Raw genomic sequence first — 19,625 nt, 5'->3', positions numbered from 1 at the left:
TACAAAAAAACCTTTAAATATAAATAGCTATTTATCGGCTTTTGTTATTTCAAAAATAATATAAAAAACACTTTTTAGGAAGATTAATTTTAAAAAAATAAGGCTTAATGCAACGAATTTTATTTGAAACAGGTATTCATCTGAAAATAAGGTGGATTGATACGAATCGTTTAAAGAAATTTTAAGGTAAACTTTCAAATTGGTACCTGATCTTTTTTTGACTGAAAATAATTCATAGGTTTTGGTCCTGAATTGAATAATAAAGATCAAACAAGTGGCCGGATTGAGTACGGAAAGGGTAGGATAAGGGCGGGATAAGGGTAGTACATAAACAGGGTGCTAACAGGGTAGTAACAGGGTCGTAACAGGGTGCTCACAGGGTCGTTGATCTGCTGAGTAGTTTGCATAGATTGTGTATAGATAAAGTGTAGTTTAAGTATGCCCGGAACACGGCCTTAACCCTCATGCTTTTTCCAGGGTTATCTAATCATTTGGTTGGTAATCATGATCAATTTTATTTGGAGATCAATCGTTTGTTAACTATAGATTATTTTTATAAGGCTGTTTTCTGATTTTTAAGATTCAAGGGAAGGTCCTTAGAAGAATTTGAAAACTATTTCTTTTTCCCTGTTACTTCTTTTTGACCTTTAGGCTCGTAAAATCAAATTGAACCATAGGATAAACACCATTAAAAATATTCAATTCTAAATCAATAATATATTGAATGAGTGTTCAATTAATCTTTTGATTCTGTGTTAACTTCTCCTTAATATAATATAGGCAATTTAGCGCAGTAAAAGCCCTCTAAAATAGAAGTGGTCTTGTATTAAATATAATTTGGCTGATAATCATATGGAAATAAAAAGAAGAACTTTATTGAAGTCGGCCGGAATGGCCGCAGGCTTGGTGGCTACCGCCGGACTTTCCGCACTGGCTGCAGAAGACAAAAAGAAGGTTGCATTAACCGTAGCACATATTACGGATGTTCACATTCGCGCTGGTGACAGCGCACCTGATCGTTTTAAAAATTGTTTAAAGCAGGTCATCAACAAACATAAGCCCGACTTCTTTTTAAATGGCGGAGATTCAATTAATGACGCTTCTTACGATAACGTCCTGCGTGAACAGGTAACCGAGCAATGGGGTATTTGGGATGATTGTGTGAAAATGCTGGAGAAATATGAGGTGTACAGCTGCATCGGTAACCATGATACCTGGTGGAAGGCACCGTCGACCACAGATGAGATGTATGGCAAGGACTATGCAGTAAAACGCCTGAAGATCCCTAACCGTTATTATAGTTTCTCTAAAAAGAACTGGCATTTTATTATCCTGGATGGCAATAACAGTAAGATATCGCTTGATGATGAGCAATATGCATGGCTGCAGCAGGATCTGGACAAGCTACCTCCAAATACACCGACGTTGATCATGTCGCACTATCCAATCCTGGGTACCACACAAGTTCTGGTAGGGGGTGGTCATTCCGACTGTAAAAAGCTGAAGGATCTATTCTATAAACACCGTGATAAAGTAAAGGTATGCCTGAGCGGGCACAATCATTTGTCTGATCATACGGTTTATAATGAGGTGTTGTATTGCTGTAATGGTGCTATGAGCGGTTATTGGTGGGGGAAAGGCGATAAAGAATCCGCCGGTCCCGGATATTACCTGGAAACGCCTCCAGGATATGCCATGTTGAAATTATATGAAGACGGAACGGTAGAGAATGAATATTTTCCGCATTCTTTTTAAATTTTTTTGATTTGGCATGGCCGCAAGAATTGGGCAAAAAAAATGGTAAAGCTATGAACTTTACCATTTTTTAACACACAAATGAAACCTGAATTGAGATATAGTTTTAGGTTAGGTAAAATATCTTTGATCAATTCTATAAGAACGAGTTTACAAACTATTGTTTGTTTTAATATCTATAACAAGTTTAATGCAAATTTGAAGATGATTTATATTTAATTAGTAAGTGGTATAAAAAACTGAGTAAACGGTATTTTACTCAGTTAATGGGATCGTAATTGATACATATGTACCCGATTCACCGTTTTGTTTGATCTCCAGTTGTATCGGATTTGCTTCAACCTGATTTAAAAGGTTAATCCGCTCTTTTGTTAAATCCATTCCTTTACTCTGATGCTGACCAGTTTTTTGCTGCAATGAGTTATTTATTCCAATTCCATCATCGATGATCTTAATTAATAAATGATCTTCGTCAGTCAGGTCAATATTGATGTCTATCTTTCCGCCTTCTTCCTGGGGCATAATACCATGCCATATGGCATTTTCTATATACGGCTGGAGGATCATAGAGGGGATCAGCGTTTCTTCTTTGTCAATACTGCTATCTACATTAATCGCATAGTTAAGCTTTCCGCCGAAACGTTTCTTTTCCAAACTAAGGTATAGTTCCAGGTACTCCAGTTCTTCTTCCAGTGTAATATAGCTTTTCGTACAGATCTCCAGGTTCTTTCTAATTAACCTTGCAAAGCCTGTAAGTACTTTATTGGCAGATGTGGTATCTTTTGTATTGATATAATGCTGAATGGAATTCATCACATTGAAAACGAAATGGGGATTCATCATCGCTTGTAAAGCCCGTTGTTCCAGCATCAGGATCTTATTCTTTAAAAGCAACTGTTCCTGTTCCTTATTCTTCTGCCGCTTGGTTACAAATACAGCGATCCTGTAAAAGGCCAGTCCGGCAACAACAAACAGAAGAATCAGAAACCAATAGCTTTGCCAAAAATGCTCTTTCAGAATAAACTTAATCCGGGTAGGGCTGCTCCAGTTACCATCATTAAATCTGGCACTGATCTCAAATGTATAATCTCCCGGTTCCAGAGAAGAGAATTCGAGCCTTCTGGTTTTTGTTTCAGTCCAGTTGGACTGTGATTTTAAGCGGTAGCGGTAACTTACATTTCTATTTTGAAAATCGATTACGCTGTAATAAAAGGTAATGTTATTATTTGAAGGGTCCAGAACATGTTCCTGCTGGTTAAGTACAAGTTTGATCTTGTTATTGATGATGCCTGAGATCAGGACCTGTGGTGCCGTTTTAATACTTTTTATCTTGTTTACCGCAAAGTATACCAGGCCGTTATTCGTTGCGAAATACGCATAGTCTGAGTCAATGTACAGCGAATTCACATCGTCGGCAAGCAGATCATTGGTATATTCAAAAGTTTCTACACAAACCGTTCTTTCCTTTAGGATAACCTTATTGATACCCTTATTGGTGATCACCCAAACATTGTTGTTCTTCACAAAAAGCTTCTTGCAAATGTTGTCTGCCAATCCATCCCTTTGGGTAACTACTTTGATCACCTTTTGGTCTTTAATATAAATGATACCATATCCATCTGTAGCCAGTATCATTGTGCCATCGTTTAACTGCTGGATATCATTGATCCGCCGGGTTAAGAGTTCACTTTTGATGTAGTAATCTTTAAGTGATGTAGAAAACTTAGACAGTCCCTTAATATTTGAAAACCAAAGATTCTGATCTTTATCGTAAAAAACACAATATGCCCTGCTGCTGAAAAAATCACTCCCTTCCTTAAAATAGAAAGAGCTGAACTCAAATTTATTGAAGCGGTCCGGTAAGATCACTACCCCTGAAGAAAGCGCGATGGAGAGACTTTTATTCTTTGAGATACTGAAACTCTTGATCACGAACATGGAGTTATTCGTTTCTTTTACATAATCAATTTCATTTTTTTGACTATAAATATTTTTTATCCTGCCCAGGCCATAATCTGATGCAAAGTAAATGGCGTGATTTGCAGAGTCAAAGCTGAGGTGTTTAATTGCATTGTACTTTTTTTTATCGGGCAGTAAAAACTCATTTACCTTGAAGTCGTATGTGCTTACCGCATTAATTTTTCCCTCATCAAGGCCGAGCCAAAGCCTGTTCTGGTTGTCTTTAGTAATGCTTTTAATCACATCCCCGCTTAATCCCTGAGATTTATTGACGAGATATAAACGTTCGTCCCTCTGGGGCAGCATATATATACCGTTAGATGTGGTGAACCACATGTTGTTCTTTGCATCTTTAATAACCTGACTGGCGGATATATTCGTCAAGTAGTTTTTTGTTTCTCCATTCTTCTGGATGTGATGAACTCCCGCCGCATTGCTTAGCCACAGATTTTCCTGATCATCGAAATAAAAATATCCGGGATCATTGTTCAGCAGCTCGGGAGCGATCTTTAGCTGTAAAGATTCATCGGCACCGTTTCTTAACTTTAAACCTTCGGTATCAATAAATACCATACTCTTTCCAGGAAGGTTCAATGCCGTTTTGTAGGATATTGGCAGACTTTTGTGTGCAGCAACGCTAAAGGTATTTCCATCATAAGTACGTACACTGCGATTGCTGAATGCCCAAATCCTGCCGGTTTTATCCTCATGGATAAATGTATTTATAAATTGACGGTCATGATCTGCAGATACATATTTTTTGATCGATTTTCCATCCCACATCACCAGGAGGTTCTTGTTCGTTCCAAGCCAGATCCTTCCTTTAGAATCTTCAAAAAACGAGACGATCACTGCATTTAACTTTAGTGATTTTAAAAGGCGGTCATTGGTCTCATTATAAATTTTTCCGTTAAAAAAGTAACTCAGCTGGCCATTTAATGCAAGAAACCAAATGCGTCCGTTCTTATCTTCTTTTAACTGCAGGATCTGATTGTCAGGCAGTCCGTCATCAACAGAAAAGTTTTCAAAAAGTTTGCCGTCAAACCGGCTTACACCTGCATCCGTAGCAACCCAGATATAACCTTTAGAATCTTGTGTGGTATAAAAGCAATTGTTGCTTGGAAGTCCATTCTTAGTGCTGAAATGCTGTAAATAGGTGGTTTGTGAATATACTTGTACACTAAAAGATAATAATGCAGTTAACATTAAAAACCTGAAAATGAAAGCGGGTTTGTTATTTGTTGTCACTGTCAAAGCTGGTGTATAATTTAACTTTCTCTACAAAATCACTGGCACGTCTTCTGGAAACGGCAATTTTACTTCCATTTTTAAGAATAACTTCCAACCCATTTTTGGAATTATATTCCTTCAGGTAATCCAGGTTAACAATACTGGATTTGTGGATCCTGATGAATTGATTTTCTGGTAAGATCTCTTCATATTCTTTTAAAACTTTGGAGACCGTTATTTTTTCGCCATTTGCCAGGTAAAAGATCGAGTAGTTGCTGTCCGCTTCAATATGGATAATATCGTCAATACTGATCAGGCTATATCCCTGGCCATTGTGCAGGCTAATTTTTCTGATCTCATTTTTTTCAGATAGATTTTGTACCAGATTTTGTAAACTTTCAGCTCTGCCGGACTTATTTTTACTTAAAGAAATATATTTTGAAGCTTTTTCTACCGCTTCTTTTAGCTCATCAATATCTATTGGTTTTAGCAAATAATCGAGTGCATTTGCCTTTATTGCCTTTAGTGCATACTGGTCATAAGCCGTTGTAAAAATGACGTGTGCTTCACTTTGCTGAGCCTGGCCGATGAGTTCAAAACCGTTTTCTCCAGGCATGGCAATATCCAGAAATATAAGGTCTACTGCGTTTTGAAGCAATAATGTTCGTGCTTCGGCTACAGACTTTGCGATGCCAGAAATGTGAATATTATCACAGTTTTCCTGCAATAGAAAGTATAAGGAAGAGCGCGCAAACTCTTCATCGTCTACAATAATGGCATTTAGCATGAATAACTTTTATAATGGTAAATCTTTTTTAATAAATCATCTATATACTGATTTTCTTGTAAATATCAAAAAACCGGATGCAAATTCACAACGTAAGTGCCAATATAAGCCTAAAAATATTGAATATCTGAAGTTTAGTTAAAATCTACTGACAAGCTTCAAAACTTAAAATCAAAAACTATGAAAAACTTAGAAAAACAAGAGCAAGAATTGCTGCAGGAAGAGCGGAGTGTTTTCACTGCTCCATTGCAACGCCGTTCTTTTCTTCAATTTGCCGGAGCTGGTGCTGCCGGTGTAGCATTAGTAGCTGCAGGATGTAAAAAAGACCGTGGTGATTTAATGACAAGTACAGGCGTAACGCTTGATTTTAAAGATGACTTTGGAATCTTGAACTATGCGTATGCGTTAGAACAATTGGAAGCAGCATTTTATGTGCAGGTGGTTAAAACCCCATATGCATCGATGCCGGCAAATGAACTGGCCTTACTTACCGACATCCGTGACCATGAAGTGGCACACCGTGAATTCTTTAAAAATGCATTGTCTACAGCGGCTATCGGCAGTTTAGAGGTTAATTTCAGCAAAATAGATTTTTCATCCAGAGCAAGTGTATTGGGAACTGCCAAAGCATTTGAAGATTTGGGTGTATCTGCATATAATGGTGCTGGTAAAATGATCAAATCAGTTGATTATTTATTATTGGCTGGTAAAATTGTTTCTGTTGAAGCACGTCACGCGGCATTGATCCGTGATTTGTTAGAAAATGGAACATTTGCAAATACAGAGGTTGTTGCTGCATCTACAGGTTTAGATACCTCTAGAACTCCAGCGGCCGTACTTGCAATTGCAGGTGGTTTTATCAAAACAGAAGTTAAGGCTATTAATCTATAATCCAGAAATCATGAATATCGTAAATATATTAGAAGAAATTGAAAAAGTTGATGGTGAGATCTATGAGCGTTTAAACCCGCGTAGAAAAGCCATGAAGGAGTTTTATAACTTCGGATCTAAAGTGGCTATGGCTTCAGTTCCATTGGCTATAGGTTCCATGTTTAAAAAAGCATATGGTCAAACTGTAACTCCAGCTGTGATCAGCATTTTGAACTTTGCTTTGACCTTAGAGTATTTAGAATACCATTTTTACAACCACGCTCTATTGGCAGCACCAGGTTTGCTTACTCCTGGAACACCGGCTCATGGTGCAATCACTACCATCCGTGACCATGAAAAAGCACACGTTGATCTGTTAGCTGGTGCAATCAGAGCTGCAGGTGGTACTCCGGTATCCTTTGAATATGCTCAATTTGATTATACTGGTAAAGGTAACTTTAACAGTGTGTATGACAATTATGTAACTTTCTTAGCTGTTGCCCAGGCATTTGAAGATACAGGTGTAAGAGCCTACAAAGGTCAGGCTGGCGGTTTAATGGGTAGTCCATATCTGGAAGTTGCTTTAAACATCCACTCTGTTGAAGCACGTCATGCTTCGCACATCCGTCAAATGCGTAAAGCAACTGCTGGTGGTGGTGTAAACATTAAACCATGGATCACTGGTGCAAACGATAGCGGTGTAGCTCAGGTAGCAGCCGTTTATCTTGGAGAAGATAACGTAAATCAGGCAAACATTACCATTACCAACATCAATGGACAAAACGTTCCGGTTAGTGCCGCTACTGAATCTTTCGATGAGCCTTTAACAAGAGCTGCAGTAGAAGGAATTGCAAGTCTGTTTATAAGATAAATTTTGTTTAAGTTTAAGATAGAGGGAGCAGACTTTAAATAGTCTCTCCCTTTTTTTATGCAGTTATAAACGGCTGGTTTTAATAAGTGATCACTTGTTCTTCCAGATGCTCCGGAAGATCGCGGAAATTGTATTGCTGTCCGCGTAACTGGGGTTCAAAACCAGCTTCTCTAATCGCATCCTGAATTCCTTTTGCTGTAAAACGATGTGGTGCCCCTGCTGCAGAAACTACATTCTCTTCGATCATGATCGATCCGAAATCATTTGCGCCGGCATGTAAGCAAAGCTCAGCCACATTCTTTCCAACAGTTAGCCAGGAAGCCTGGATATTCTTTATGTTTGGAAGCATGATCCGGCTAAGGGCAAGCATCCGGATATATTCGTCGCCGGAAACATTGTTGCTGATTCCCCTCAATCGTTTTAATAGCGTGCCGTCATCCTGAAAAGGCCAGGGTATAAATGCAAGAAATCCTTTGGCATGTGCCGGTTTTTCACTTTGTACTTCCCGGATCCACACCAGGTGTTCAAAACGCTCATCTATGGTTTCCACATGGCCAAACATCATGGTTGCTGAGGTTGTAATGTCCAGCTGATGCGCAGCACGCATCACATCCAGCCATTCTTGTCCGCCGCATTTTCCCTTTGAGATCAATCTTCTTACGCGGTCGTTGAGTATTTCTGCTCCTGCTCCCGGTAATGAATCCATTCCGGCGGCTTTAAGTGCAGAGAGCACTTCGGTATGGGAAATACCTTCGAGTTTTGCAACGTGTGCAATTTCCGGCGGACCTAACGCATGAAGTTTAAGATCAGGATATAGATCTTTTAGCTGTTTGAACAGCTCGGCATAAAATTGCAATCCCAAATCCGGGTGGTGTCCGCCTTGAAGCAGCAGCTGATCTCCACCTAATCTAAAGGTTTCTTCAATTTTTACTTTATAGGTTTCGATATCGGTAATGTAACTTTCATCATGCCCCGGTCTTCTGAAGAAGTTACAGAACTTGCAGTTTGCAATACATACATTGGTTGTATTTACATTGCGGTCTATCTGCCAGGTAACTTTACCACTCGGAACCTGTTTCTTTCTGAGTTCATTTGCAACAAAAGCAAGCTCAGCTGTTGCCGCATTGTGATACAAAAAAACACCTTCTTCTTTTGTTAAAAAGTCGAAATTCAAGGCTCTCTGTAGTAATCCCGCTGTTTCCATACTGCAAATATACCATAAGTTCTTTTGTTTTTATTTCACATTATTATCACAATTGCGCATGCCTTATTTCCTATATTTGGCACAATTATTTTAATTATGGTAGATTTTAATCGTTTTACATTATCGAATGGGTTGCGTGTATTGGTTCATGAAGATGATACCACGCCCATGGCAGTGTTAAATATTTTATACGATGTTGGTGCACGTGATGAAGAACCGGATAAAACCGGATTTGCACATTTATTTGAACACCTGATGTTTGGTGGCTCTGTAAATATTCCCAGCTACGATGAACCTTTACAGCGGGTTGGGGGAGAGAACAATGCTTTTACAAGCAATGACATTACCAATTATTACATTACCCTTCCTGCGGTAAATATTGAAACTGCTTTTTGGCTGGAGAGCGACCGGATGCTGAGCCTTGCATTTTCTGAAAAAAGTTTAGAAACCCAGCGTAACGTGGTTTGTGAAGAATTTAAACAACGCTACCTGAACCAGCCTTATGGCGACGTTTGGTTAAAGCTCAGACCCCTGGCCTACAAAGCGCACCCATATCAATGGGCAACAATTGGCCAGGATCTGAAACAGATTGAAGATGCAAAAATGGAAGATGTGAAGGCATTTTTTAAAAAACATTACAATCCTCAGAATGCAATCCTGGTTGTTGGCGGCAACGTTAAGGTGGCAGATGTTAAAGCACTTGCCGAAAAATGGTTTGAACCAATCCCTGCAGGTGATAAATACCACAGAAATCTACCTCAGGAGCCTCAGCAAACTGCTGCCAGAATGGAAACAGTTACTGCTGATGTACCCTTAAACTCCATCTATATGGCATTTAAAATGCCTGCCAGAAATGATGCTGAATATCAGTGCTATGATCTTCTGGGTGATATATTGTCTCAGGGCCAATCGTCAAGACTGTATAACAGTTTGCTCAAGGAGCAGCAGCTGTTTAGTGATATTCATGCTTACATCACCAGTAGTATTGACGATGGGTTGTTCATTGTTGAGGGAAAGCTGGTTCACGGCATTTCTGTAGAAGCTGCAGAAGCAGCAATCTGGAAGGAGCTGTTTAAGCTGACTGAGCAGGAAGTCACTGATGAAGAGATTACCAAGGTGAAGAACAAATCTGAATCGATCATGGTATTTGCCGAAATGAGTTTGCTGGACAAGGCCATGAACCTTGCCTATTATGAATTATTGGGTGATGCTGCTGAACTGAATACCGAAATTGATAAATATTTGGCCGTTACTCCACAGCGCATCCTCCATGCTGCAAAATCTACTTTTGTGAAAGAACAATGTTCCACTTTATATTATTTAACTTCCCAAGATGCTTAACCGTACACTAGCACCAGAATCTAAACAGGTTGATGAGATTAATTTTATCAGTCCATTAAAACAACAGCTGGATAATGGCATACCCGTTTTTACGATCAACGCCGGTAGCCAGGAACTTGTGCGGATAGAATTTATATTTCAAAATGTAAACTGGGATGCCTCAAAACCTTTGAGCGCCATTGTAGTGAGCCACCTGATCAATAATGGTACGACACACCTAACGGCAAGAGAAATTGCTGATACCGTAGATTATTATGGTGCCTTTCTTCAAACAGAATATGGTGCCGACCAGTCCAGCGTTAAATTATATACGCTCAATAAACACCTCTCATCTGTACTGCCTATTTTATATGCCATATTGAATGAGAGTATCTTTCCGGAACAGGAACTGGCAATTTTTACACAGAACCAAAAACAATCCTTAGAAGTAAGTCTTCAAAAGAATGACTTTTTAGCAAGGAAGAATTTTGCGAATGCCCTGTTTGGAGATACCACCTACGGATCGAACATCGAGCTTGCTGATTACGATGCACTGCAAAGAAATGATCTTGTTGCTCATTTTAAAGCCGCATTTAAGCCTGAAAATTGTACCATCATCGTTGCCGGCAAATTCGAAGAAAAAGAATATGAGGTCTTAAATGCGATTATTGGTAAGGCGTGGGTTAACAATGAACCATCCTCCATAAATACGTTTGAGTTCAATACGGCAAAAACCGGAGATCTGTTTATTGATAAGCCAGAATCGATTCAATCGGCTATCCGTATCGGTGGATTAAGCATCAATAGGACCCATCCTGATTTTGCGGGCTTCCAGGTACTTAACTGCATCCTGGGTGGCTATTTTGGATCCAGGCTGATGGCCAATATCCGTGAAGAAAAAGGATATACCTATGGTATTGGATCCGGAGTGGTTTCGCTAAAGAACGCAGGCTATTTTTTCATTTCAACTGAGGTAGGTTCCGATGTTTGTAATAGTGCGCTTGCTGAAATTGATAAAGAGATCAGCTTGCTTAAGACAGACCTTGTTCCTGAACAAGAACTGGATCTTGTACGCAGTTATATGCTGGGCTCTATGCTGGGCAGTTTAGAAAATGCGTTTTCACACGCGGATAAATTTAAGAATGTTTACTTCTCCGGACTGGATTACACCTATTATGAGAACTATATCCATATCGTAAAAACGGTTAGCCCGGAAGCGTTGAAAGATCTGGCTAACAAATATTTGAACACAGATAACTTTGCAAAAGTAGTAGTGGGCAAAAAATAGCCTACTCTACTTTTGCTAAAACTGTTTTTTGTTTATCGGACTGATAGATCTTTTTCGAAAAAGCAACATATTCATTGTACTTTTCAGGAGGATATTTTTTATTCGTCATCATTTTTGTACGCGTATAGGTTATTTTATCATCCTTAACTACTGCTTTGGCGGTATATCTGCCAAATTCAGATTCAAGGATAATATCTGCCGGTACATATTCTAACTTATATCCTTTCGGGATGGTGTAAATGATCTCATCATCATCCTGATAGCTGTAATCTACTGCGAAAAAGGTTTTTCTATTGTCTATAGTTGTGATTGTGCCTTCCTGCCTGTTTAGCATGTTCAACGTTAGAAATAACTTATCACCGCCTTTGGTTAGCAGCTGGGTACATTTTAAGCTGATCTTCTCCATCAGGACTGGCAACTCTTTGTCAGGCTGTGTAAAGCTGAATGATTCCATTTGTATGTTAGGAATGCTCAGGCTGTTTATCAATCTTTTCCTTTGCTCAGTGGGTTCCATATACAGCATTCCCATATTGTCTTCATACTGGGCATTTCCATATTTGGTCTCTATCGTGATCGCTGCAGATCCTTCTGCATCCAGATGGACTGTGGCTACCCTTTTTTGGAAATTATTTGCGGGGCTATAGGTTGGTGTTTGTGCCAACTTTCCGCCTTTATCAGTAATTAGAAGTACTGTTTTGTCTGAATTGCCATTACCAATAAATCCTGCGGGTACATATTGACTGGTGCATTCCAGCCAGGTGGTATCTTTTTCCATTGGAACGCATAAGATCATATGGTTTGCCTGGTTCAGGCTGGCATATTTGGTATTCAAAGAAGGCATATCATTTCCAATCATCACCAGATCAGACTTTATTCCTGCTTCCTGCAGCATGGCTTTCATAAAATTAGATAAAGCTTTGCAGTCGCCATAATTTACGGAAAAGACCTTCTCCGCGGCAATGGGCTTGTATCCGCCAATGCCCAGCTGTACGCCAACATACCTGGTGTTGGACTGCAGGTAATTATAGAGTAACTTTATCTTTTCCTTTGGTGTTGCCGCATTTTTTATAATACTGCGGACCTTCGCCCTGGCTGCATCAGGAAGTAACTGTGAGCTGCTGCTTAAACTGTAAAGCCATGATCCTACATTTTTCCAGTTCTCAATATTTCCTTTAGACTCATCAAACTCAAATGTATTTGGCGCAACCATCACCCATGGTAATACATTTCTTAATCCCACACTTAAAGGTTCATATTCGATGGCCTTGATATTCTGACAACTCCATTTATATTGATTTTTATCCTTGATCTTTAACGAATCCGTTTTTAGGTCTTTACTTTTCAAATATTTAAAAGTCATGGTTTCCGGGATCTTAAACGTATACTCAGATTTCTCGATCGCATAACCCCAGGAGCTGGAAGGGTACCAGGATGGATAACTCCTGATTCCGCTGTAATCAATACTATAGCTATATTCTATGGTATAAGGAAACGTGTTGTTAAGGATCTCTAAATATTTAATCCTGCTGTCATCATAAATTGTTCCATCAGATACTGCACTCCGGTCTTTAAAATCAGCGTTTCTGTATTCTTTGATCTTAATTCCTTTTGCATCGTAAAGAATAGCTTTTAAATTGTAAATGCTTGAAAATTTATCGTAGAATTCATGAATGGCAGATGCATCTTCACCATTTTTATTTAAAATGGTAATTACCGTTTTATATTGTAAGGTAGCACTTCCGGGGTTCTTTACTTCATAATTCTGATCTTCCATTCTAATGATGACACTTGCATTTTTTAGAAGATCGGGTTGGATCCTGGCAACATCGTAGGCTCCCTGCGCATTTGTTGATTTATAGGTAACCAATAGAAGTAGGATAACCAAAATATTTTTCATCATCAGATCTTTTTAAATACCAATTGTTCTGCCTGTTTTCTGACTACACTTTTAAATAACTCCTTCAAATAATGATATTCTTCTGGTGTAAATAAAGATTTGTTAACCGTAATCTTACTGGTCAATGCAATCTTATTGTCTTGTTGTGCTACGAGGAATGTAAATGAAGCAGCACCCTCTGGTAAAGAATATTTTTCACTTTTCGGTATTTTATCCAGCTGATATCCTTTTGGATAATCGATGCTAATGCGGTACATTTCTTCAGAAGGGTAGGCAAAGTCTACCGGAAAATTACGCTCTTCTGATTTAAATGGATTTTCTTTGGTCCGGTCGAATAGCAGCGGCGTAAAATATACCAGGTTACCAGCTTCTTCTAAATTATCTTCAATAACCACATCCATCGTTTCATTCAGCAATTCATATGGATTGTTTACATTTTCTATGGTATAATTGGATACCTGGAGCCCTGGTTTATCACTCTTAAAGGATTTTAGAAAATCATTCTGATCGGTAGCAGAAATGTATTTATTTCGCGTGGTAAGGCCTTCAAAATCTGTCCCTGTTAAATATAATTTACCACTTAGCTTATTGTCTGTGTCAAGGGTGAGCATATAATTAATGGTTTTCCGGCTTACGTTCTTTGTCTCCAGTGAAATCCATTCTGCAAGTTCCAGATCGATATCTAGTTTTAAACCCTGGTGGTTCATGTGCTGATAAGAAATAAGATTTGGGCTGTAGCTTTTATTTGTTGCATCTAAAAGGATGGATCTTTCACCAATTTTTGCTTCAACAATTATGGAATTAAATTTAGTTAGCATCGGGTAACCGGGATGGGCACCATTATCACGTGTGCTGACCAAAACCGGCAACGCATTTATTCCTGCTTCCTTTAGCAGGACCAGGAGTGATAGATTAATGTCTCCTGAGTTTCCCGCTTTTTTATCGAATATGGATTTAGAGGTCAGTTCAGAAGTATAGAGATTATAGCTTCCATTCCATTTGATGGAAGTTTTAACATGTTCAAAAATCTTTTTGATAATTGTATCCGGATCCGTTGCATTCTGGATGAGGTTCTTTACTATCGTTTTGCTGCTTCCATTTCTCTTTATAAAAGATCCAAAGTTCTCATCTGTTTTTAATTCTTTCGCTATTTTACCCCAGGTCGATGTAAATTGGCGGTATACCTGCCCGGGAATGGTAATCGAACTCAATTCAAAATCAACCTTGCTTAGATAGTCGTCTATGGTGGTGATGTAGCTTTCTTTCTTTAATCCGGGAACATTTTCGGCCTGATAACTATAATGTGTTGTTTCGAGATTGAATGAGCCGTCAGATCCCATATAATTCTGGTTTTCTACCGTTCTCTTTGGATTTATATACAGAAAACCACCTGCACTTTCTTTATACAGATAGTAGGAGGGAATCAGGACATCATACTTTGAATACAGCGTAGGAATCTCCCGTTGAAAGTACCAGGGATTTAATGTAAATATAAAGTCAGAAGTAATTTTATATTTAAACTCTACAATGGATCCTTCTTTAATATTTGGCAGCGCAAACTTTTTTAAGGTATAATTTTTATCCTGTTTCTCAGAAAATTTGGCTTCTTTATTAAGCTTGCTGGTTATAATTTTACCACCTTCCAGGTTGTAGGTAGCACCTTCAAGACCTCTTAAGTCTGTTTTGCTTCCATTGGAATTGTAGAATTGAAGTTCAAGATTTGCATAATCGTATCCTGCCTTATTATAAATCTTATACCTGACATGACGTTCCAGGATATAATTAAAGCTGCCCGATGTAGGATCGAGTTGAAAATATCCTCTGCCAACATCAAACAAGACCACTGCAGAAGCTGCAGAATCTGTACCGCTTACTTTGGTATTGAATTCGGCGAGGTCAACTTTTCCGTACTTGAATGTTTTTGGGGTTAATTCTTTTTCTTGCGCGTTTGAAGCTATAGTTGTACCTATGAACAAACTAAGCGTGAGTAATTTAATGAATTTCATTTGAGCGAATTTAGCGTATGCAATTATACTGTATTATCCTGAAAGGAAAAAAATAAATCGTGAAATTTAATTGGATTATTTTTTTGTTTAATAGCAAAATTTGCTTTCTGAGTGATTATATCTTTTTAATTATGAGCTGTTCTGCTTGCTTTCTAACAATGCTTTTGAACAGTTCTTTCAGGTAATGGTATTCTTCAGACGTAAATACAGCTCTGTTAATGGTGATCTTGCTGGTTATTGCTATTTTATTATCCTGTTGTGCTGCAACAAAGCTGAAGGTTGCAGCTCCTTCCGGTAAAGTGAATTTTTCAGTCTTTGGCATTTTTTCAACCTCGTATTCTTTTGGCAGATCCAGACTAATCCGGTAGGTCTCTTCATGTGGAAATGCAAAATCAACAGGGAAGTTGCGTTCTTCTGATTTGAAGGGATTTTCTTCTGTCTTATCAAATAACAATGGATTAAAATAGAGTACGTTTCCAGCTTCTTCCATATGATCTTCAATAACTACATCCATGGTCTCATTAAGTGCCTGGTATGGAGCATTTACATTTTCAATTTTATAATTGGTTATTTGTAAACCTGGCTTATTACTTTTATAGTTTTTAAGGAAATCATTTTCATCATTTGAGGATAGATATTTGTTCCTTGTTGATAAGGAATGATAATTCGTAGCGGTTATGAAAAGCTTGCCGCTAAGCTTATGATCTGCTCCAAGGGATAGCACATAGCTGGTTGTTTTCTTGCTGATGTTCTGAGGTTCAAGAGAGATCCATTCGCCAACTTCTTTTTCAGCATTGACCTTCAGTCCGAAATGGTTGAGATGTTCATAGGCGATAATGTCAGGGCTGGAATTTTTAGTTGTTGCATCTAAAAGAACGTATTTCTCTCCAATCTTTACCTGGAGAATTAATGAATTAAATTTAGAAAGCATTGGATATCCGGGATGGGTGCCATTAGACCTTGTGCTGATCAAGACTGGTAGTACTTCTATTCCCGCCTCTTTTAAGAGGATCATTAATGAGAGGTTAACATCTGCTGAATTACCGGATTTTTTATCGAAGACTGCTTTTAAACTTAATTCTGAAGTAAAGAAATTATAATTCCCGTTCCACATCAAATTGTTTTTAACATGGTCTAAGATCTTTTTTACCACAGTATCCGGATTTTTCTCATCCTTAATCAGATCTTTTACAACGATCTTGGAATTTCCAGTCTTCCGGATAAAATAGCCAAACCTTAACTCATCTTTTAACTCTTTAGCAATCAAAGGCCATGAGGAGGTTACCTGGTAAAACATCTTGCCGGGAATCTTATAAGAGCTAAGTTCATATTCTACTTTGCTGACATGATCTTCCATGGTTGTGATGTAACTTTCACTTTTTAGTGCAGGAACATTTTTAGCTACATATTCCAGGTGCATTGGAAAGTTGTTTTGAACGCCTTGTGTATTTAAATAGTTCTTATTAGGTTCGGTTCTGTTTAATTCTATATATCCTCCAGTTATCTCTTTATATTGATAGTCTGAAGGAATGATAATACTGAAGTTGGAATATAAGGTAGGTATTTTCCGTTGAAAGTACCATGGATCAATAGAGAATAAGAAATCAGAACTAATTTTATATTTGAATTCGATGATAGATCCTTCTTTAATATTTGGTAAGGCAAACTTTTCAAGCGTATAGTTCTTATCTTCCTGTTCAGAGAATTTGGCCTCCTTATTAAGCTTACTGATTACTATTTTTCCATTATCAAGATTGTAAGTAGCACCATCAATGATTTTTAGCTCTGTTTTTCTTCCGTTGTATTGCAACATTCGAAGTTCAAGATTGGCATAATCATATCCTGCTTTACTAAAGATCTTATATCTGATGTGTCTTTCAAAAATATAATTTAAGCTTTCAGTGCTTGGGTTAGGTTCAAAATAACCTACACCTGTGTCAAATAATACGACAGCAGATGCTGCAGAATCAGGCCCGCTTACTGTGGTCTTAAATTCGGAGAGTTCAACAACACCATATTTTTCGAATTTCTTCCTTAAAGTTTGTTTGTCTTGCGCAGACACAGAGATTGCGCAGAATACCAGTAGTAGCGGAGCGATGAATTTTGTGATTTTCATTGAGCGGTTTTAGAATGGGCAATTATACCATTTATACTGTGAAGAAAAAAGTGGTATTATTTATTTTTTCACGGTTTTTAATTTTTTATTACTTATTAATTATACTTGTCGATATGGTATAGGATAACATGTTTTTTACGGAAACTAAAATCACATTATAATGTTTAATTACATAAATTTGTTGAATTATGTCTGCTGTTAAATTAGATGCCACCAAACTTAGTTATGAGATTAATCCTGACTTGTCAAGGGTCGACTGGAAATATGTCTGTGAACTTTTTGACAAGGTGAACTGGAGGGTTAGGGAAGAGCGTGAGATTGAAGCGGCTTTTAAAAAAAGCACCTGGTCCATTTTTATTTATGAAGGGGAGCGCTTAATTGCATTTGGACGCACGGTAGACGATGGCCGGTATTATGCGCTTTTGGCAGATGTGGTTGTGGATCCGGATTTTCAGGGCAATGGCTTAGGTAAATACCTGGTTAAAACGTTAAATGAAAAACTTGGCGATAACTACCACTTTGTGAACCTCACTGCAGCACCTGGTAAAGGTGATTTTTATAAAAGCCTGGGCTGGAAAAAGCAGTCTACGTCCTACATCTGGCCACAAGGACCCAAGCAGCTGAGGCAGCATACCGAGCCGGATCAATAGCCCTTAGTAATTTTAAGCTCAAAAGAGGCCTTCATCTCAGTCGTTAATTCTGTTTAATCTAATTGTAATCTTTTAGTCTCCTCTGCCTATATTGGTAATACTGTTGTTTATTATCAATTATAATCGTATTTTTGCCTCGCAAATAGTAACTCATAAATTATTTGCTATGCAACTCGATCCCAATAAATTTATAGCCGAAGGTTTAACATACGATGATGTATTGTTAGTGCCTGCATATTCTGAAGTTCTGCCGCGTGATGTGGATACCGGAAGTTATCTGACCAGGAAAATCCGCCTCAACGTACCTATAGTTTCTGCTGCAATGGATACCGTTACCGAAGCTGGTTTGGCTATCGCTATTGCCCAGGCTGGTGGTATAGGTATTCTTCATAAGAACATGAGCATAAGCCGTCAGGCTGAAGAAGTAAGCAAAGTTAAGCGTTCGGAAAGTGGTATGATCCAGGATCCGGTAACACTTAGGGCAGATGCCGTTCTTGCAGATGCGTTCCAGATCATGACCCAGTTTAAAATAGGTGGTATCCCTGTCATAGATCATGACAATAAACTAGTAGGGATCATCACTAACCGTGATCTGCGTTTCCAAAAAGATATGCAGCGTCCGGTTTCTGAGGTAATGACGTCTGAAAATTTAATTACTGCTGCTGAAGGTACTACACTCATCCAGGCAGAAGAAATTTTACAGGATTATAAAATTGAAAAACTTCCGGTCATTGACGCCAATGGCCGTCTGGCTGGATTAATCACCTTTAAAGATATTCAGAAATATAAAAATTACCCTAAAGCATGTAAAGATGAGCGCGGTCGTTTAAGAGTAGGTGCCGCTGTTGGCGTTGCTGCCGATAATATTGACAGGGTTGCTGCACTGGTACAGGCAGGTGTGGATGTGGTTGTGGTTGATACTGCTCATGGTCACTCTAAAGGGGTAATTGATATGGTAACTGCAGTAAAACTGAGGTTTCCTGATCTGCAGGTCATTGCCGGGAACATCGCCACTGCTGACGCTGCCCTTGCCCTGGCTGCTGCTGGTGCTGATGCGGTTAAAGTAGGAATTGGTCCCGGATCAATTTGTACTACCCGGATCATTGCCGGTGTTGGTGTACCTCAATTGTATGCTGTTTTTGAATGTGCCCAGGCATTAATTGGAACGGGGATACCTGTTATTGCCGATGGTGGTATTAAGCAGACTGGTGACATCGTTAAAGCAATTGCTGCGGGTGCCAGCTGTATCATGGCAGGCTCATTGTTTGCAGGAGTGGAAGAGTCGCCGGGTGAAACCATCATTTACGAAGGACGTAAGTTTAAATCTTACCGTGGAATGGGTTCTGTTGAAGCCATGCAGCAAGGTTCTAAAGACCGCTATTTTCAGGATGAGACCGATGTGGTTACTAAACTTGTACCAGAAGGTATTGTTGGCCGCGTTCCTTATAAAGGTACCCTTGCCGAAATTATCTATCAATATGTTGGTGGTTTAAGGGCTGGAATGCATTATTGCGGAGCTGCTACGATTGAAGAGCTGCAAAAAGCTAAATTTGTAAGGATCACTGCTGCGGGTATGCGCGAAAGTCACCCTCATGATATTTCAATAACTAAAGAAGCGCCAAACTATTCACGTTAATCAAAAAATATTACCCCTAAAATCCCCTGGCTTGCC

13 protein-coding genes are annotated in these 19,625 nt (G+C 38.7%); 7 read left to right on the top strand and 6 right to left on the bottom strand.

The genetic code is table 11. The features are described from left to right. The first annotated feature begins 852 nt into the window (after window positions 1–852). On the top strand, window positions 853–1,755 hold the full coding sequence (locus tag ATK78_RS21920) for a metallophosphoesterase (protein ID WP_133578286.1): 903 nt from the start codon (window positions 853–855) through the stop codon (window positions 1,753–1,755). 255 nt (window positions 1,756–2,010) lie between these two features. Here the strand turns inward: ATK78_RS21920 and ATK78_RS21915 are convergent, their stop codons facing one another. Then, entirely contained in the window at window positions 2,011–4,920 is a 2,910-nt protein-coding gene (locus ATK78_RS21915; RefSeq protein ID WP_133578285.1) for a ligand-binding sensor domain-containing protein, read from the bottom strand. Window positions 4,921–4,948: 28 nt separating this feature from the next. Further along, entirely contained in the window at window positions 4,949–5,731 is a 783-nt protein-coding gene (locus tag ATK78_RS21910; RefSeq protein ID WP_133578284.1) for a LytR/AlgR family response regulator transcription factor, read from the bottom strand. Window positions 5,732–5,911: 180 nt separating this feature from the next. Here ATK78_RS21910 and ATK78_RS21905 point away from each other — a divergent pair, with 180 nt between their 5' ends. Both ATK78_RS21905 and ATK78_RS21900 read left to right on the top strand, forming a co-directional pair. Further along, the gene (locus ATK78_RS21905; RefSeq protein ID WP_133578283.1) at window positions 5,912–6,622 is read left to right on the top strand and encodes a ferritin-like domain-containing protein; all 711 of its coding nucleotides are present in this window, start codon (window positions 5,912–5,914) and stop codon (window positions 6,620–6,622) included. A gap of 10 nt (window positions 6,623–6,632) precedes the next feature. Further along, window positions 6,633–7,472 carry a ferritin-like domain-containing protein gene (locus ATK78_RS21900; protein WP_133578282.1) on the top strand — a complete coding sequence of 280 codons (840 nt, stop codon included), beginning with the start codon at window positions 6,633–6,635 and terminating at the stop codon, window positions 7,470–7,472. Between the two features lie 79 nt (window positions 7,473–7,551). Here the strand turns inward: ATK78_RS21900 and ATK78_RS21895 are convergent, their stop codons facing one another. Continuing rightward, window positions 7,552–8,676: a CofH family radical SAM protein gene (locus tag ATK78_RS21895; RefSeq protein ID WP_133578281.1), complete on the bottom strand. Its 1,125-nt coding sequence runs from the start codon at window positions 8,674–8,676 to the stop codon at window positions 7,552–7,554. Window positions 8,677–8,772: 96 nt separating this feature from the next. Between ATK78_RS21895 and ATK78_RS21890 the strand changes: the two genes are divergently transcribed. Beyond that, on the top strand, window positions 8,773–10,017 hold the full coding sequence (locus tag ATK78_RS21890; protein WP_133578280.1) for a M16 family metallopeptidase: 1,245 nt from the start codon (window positions 8,773–8,775) through the stop codon (window positions 10,015–10,017). Next, on the top strand, window positions 10,010–11,284 hold the full coding sequence (locus ATK78_RS21885) for a M16 family metallopeptidase (RefSeq protein ID WP_133578279.1): 1,275 nt from the start codon (window positions 10,010–10,012) through the stop codon (window positions 11,282–11,284). Before ATK78_RS21890 ends, ATK78_RS21885 begins: the two co-directional genes overlap by 8 nt. 1 nt (window position 11,285) lies before the next feature. On the opposite strand, the gene ATK78_RS21880 is transcribed toward ATK78_RS21885, so the two are convergent. The 3 genes from ATK78_RS21880 to ATK78_RS21870 form a co-directional block, all read right to left on the bottom strand. Next, the gene (locus ATK78_RS21880) at window positions 11,286–13,184 is read right to left on the bottom strand and encodes a DUF3857 domain-containing protein (protein ID WP_133578278.1); all 1,899 of its coding nucleotides are present in this window, start codon (window positions 13,182–13,184) and stop codon (window positions 11,286–11,288) included. Then, complete coding sequence (locus tag ATK78_RS21875) at window positions 13,184–15,187, bottom strand: DUF3857 domain-containing protein (RefSeq protein ID WP_133578277.1); 2,004 nt, start codon at window positions 15,185–15,187, stop codon at window positions 13,184–13,186. Before ATK78_RS21875 ends, ATK78_RS21880 begins: the two co-directional genes overlap by 1 nt. A gap of 115 nt (window positions 15,188–15,302) precedes the next feature. Further along, window positions 15,303–17,303: a DUF3857 domain-containing protein gene (locus ATK78_RS21870; RefSeq protein ID WP_133578276.1), complete on the bottom strand. Its 2,001-nt coding sequence runs from the start codon at window positions 17,301–17,303 to the stop codon at window positions 15,303–15,305. Between the two features lie 188 nt (window positions 17,304–17,491). On the opposite strand from ATK78_RS21870, the gene ATK78_RS21865 reads away from it, so the two are divergent. Both ATK78_RS21865 and guaB read left to right on the top strand, forming a co-directional pair. Further along, complete coding sequence (locus ATK78_RS21865; RefSeq protein ID WP_133578275.1) at window positions 17,492–17,953, top strand: GNAT family N-acetyltransferase; 462 nt, start codon at window positions 17,492–17,494, stop codon at window positions 17,951–17,953. Window positions 17,954–18,119: 166 nt separating this feature from the next. Further along, entirely contained in the window at window positions 18,120–19,589 is a 1,470-nt protein-coding gene (guaB, locus tag ATK78_RS21860; RefSeq protein ID WP_133578274.1) for an IMP dehydrogenase, read from the top strand. Window positions 19,590–19,625 lie beyond the last annotated feature (36 nt).

The sequence above is a fragment of the Pedobacter metabolipauper genome (genome assembly GCF_004362715.1).
Classification (GTDB): domain Bacteria; phylum Bacteroidota; class Bacteroidia; order Sphingobacteriales; family Sphingobacteriaceae; genus Pedobacter; species Pedobacter metabolipauper.
The sequence above is the reverse complement of the archived record's forward strand: the minus strand, read 5'-3'. Positions and strand labels throughout refer to the sequence as shown.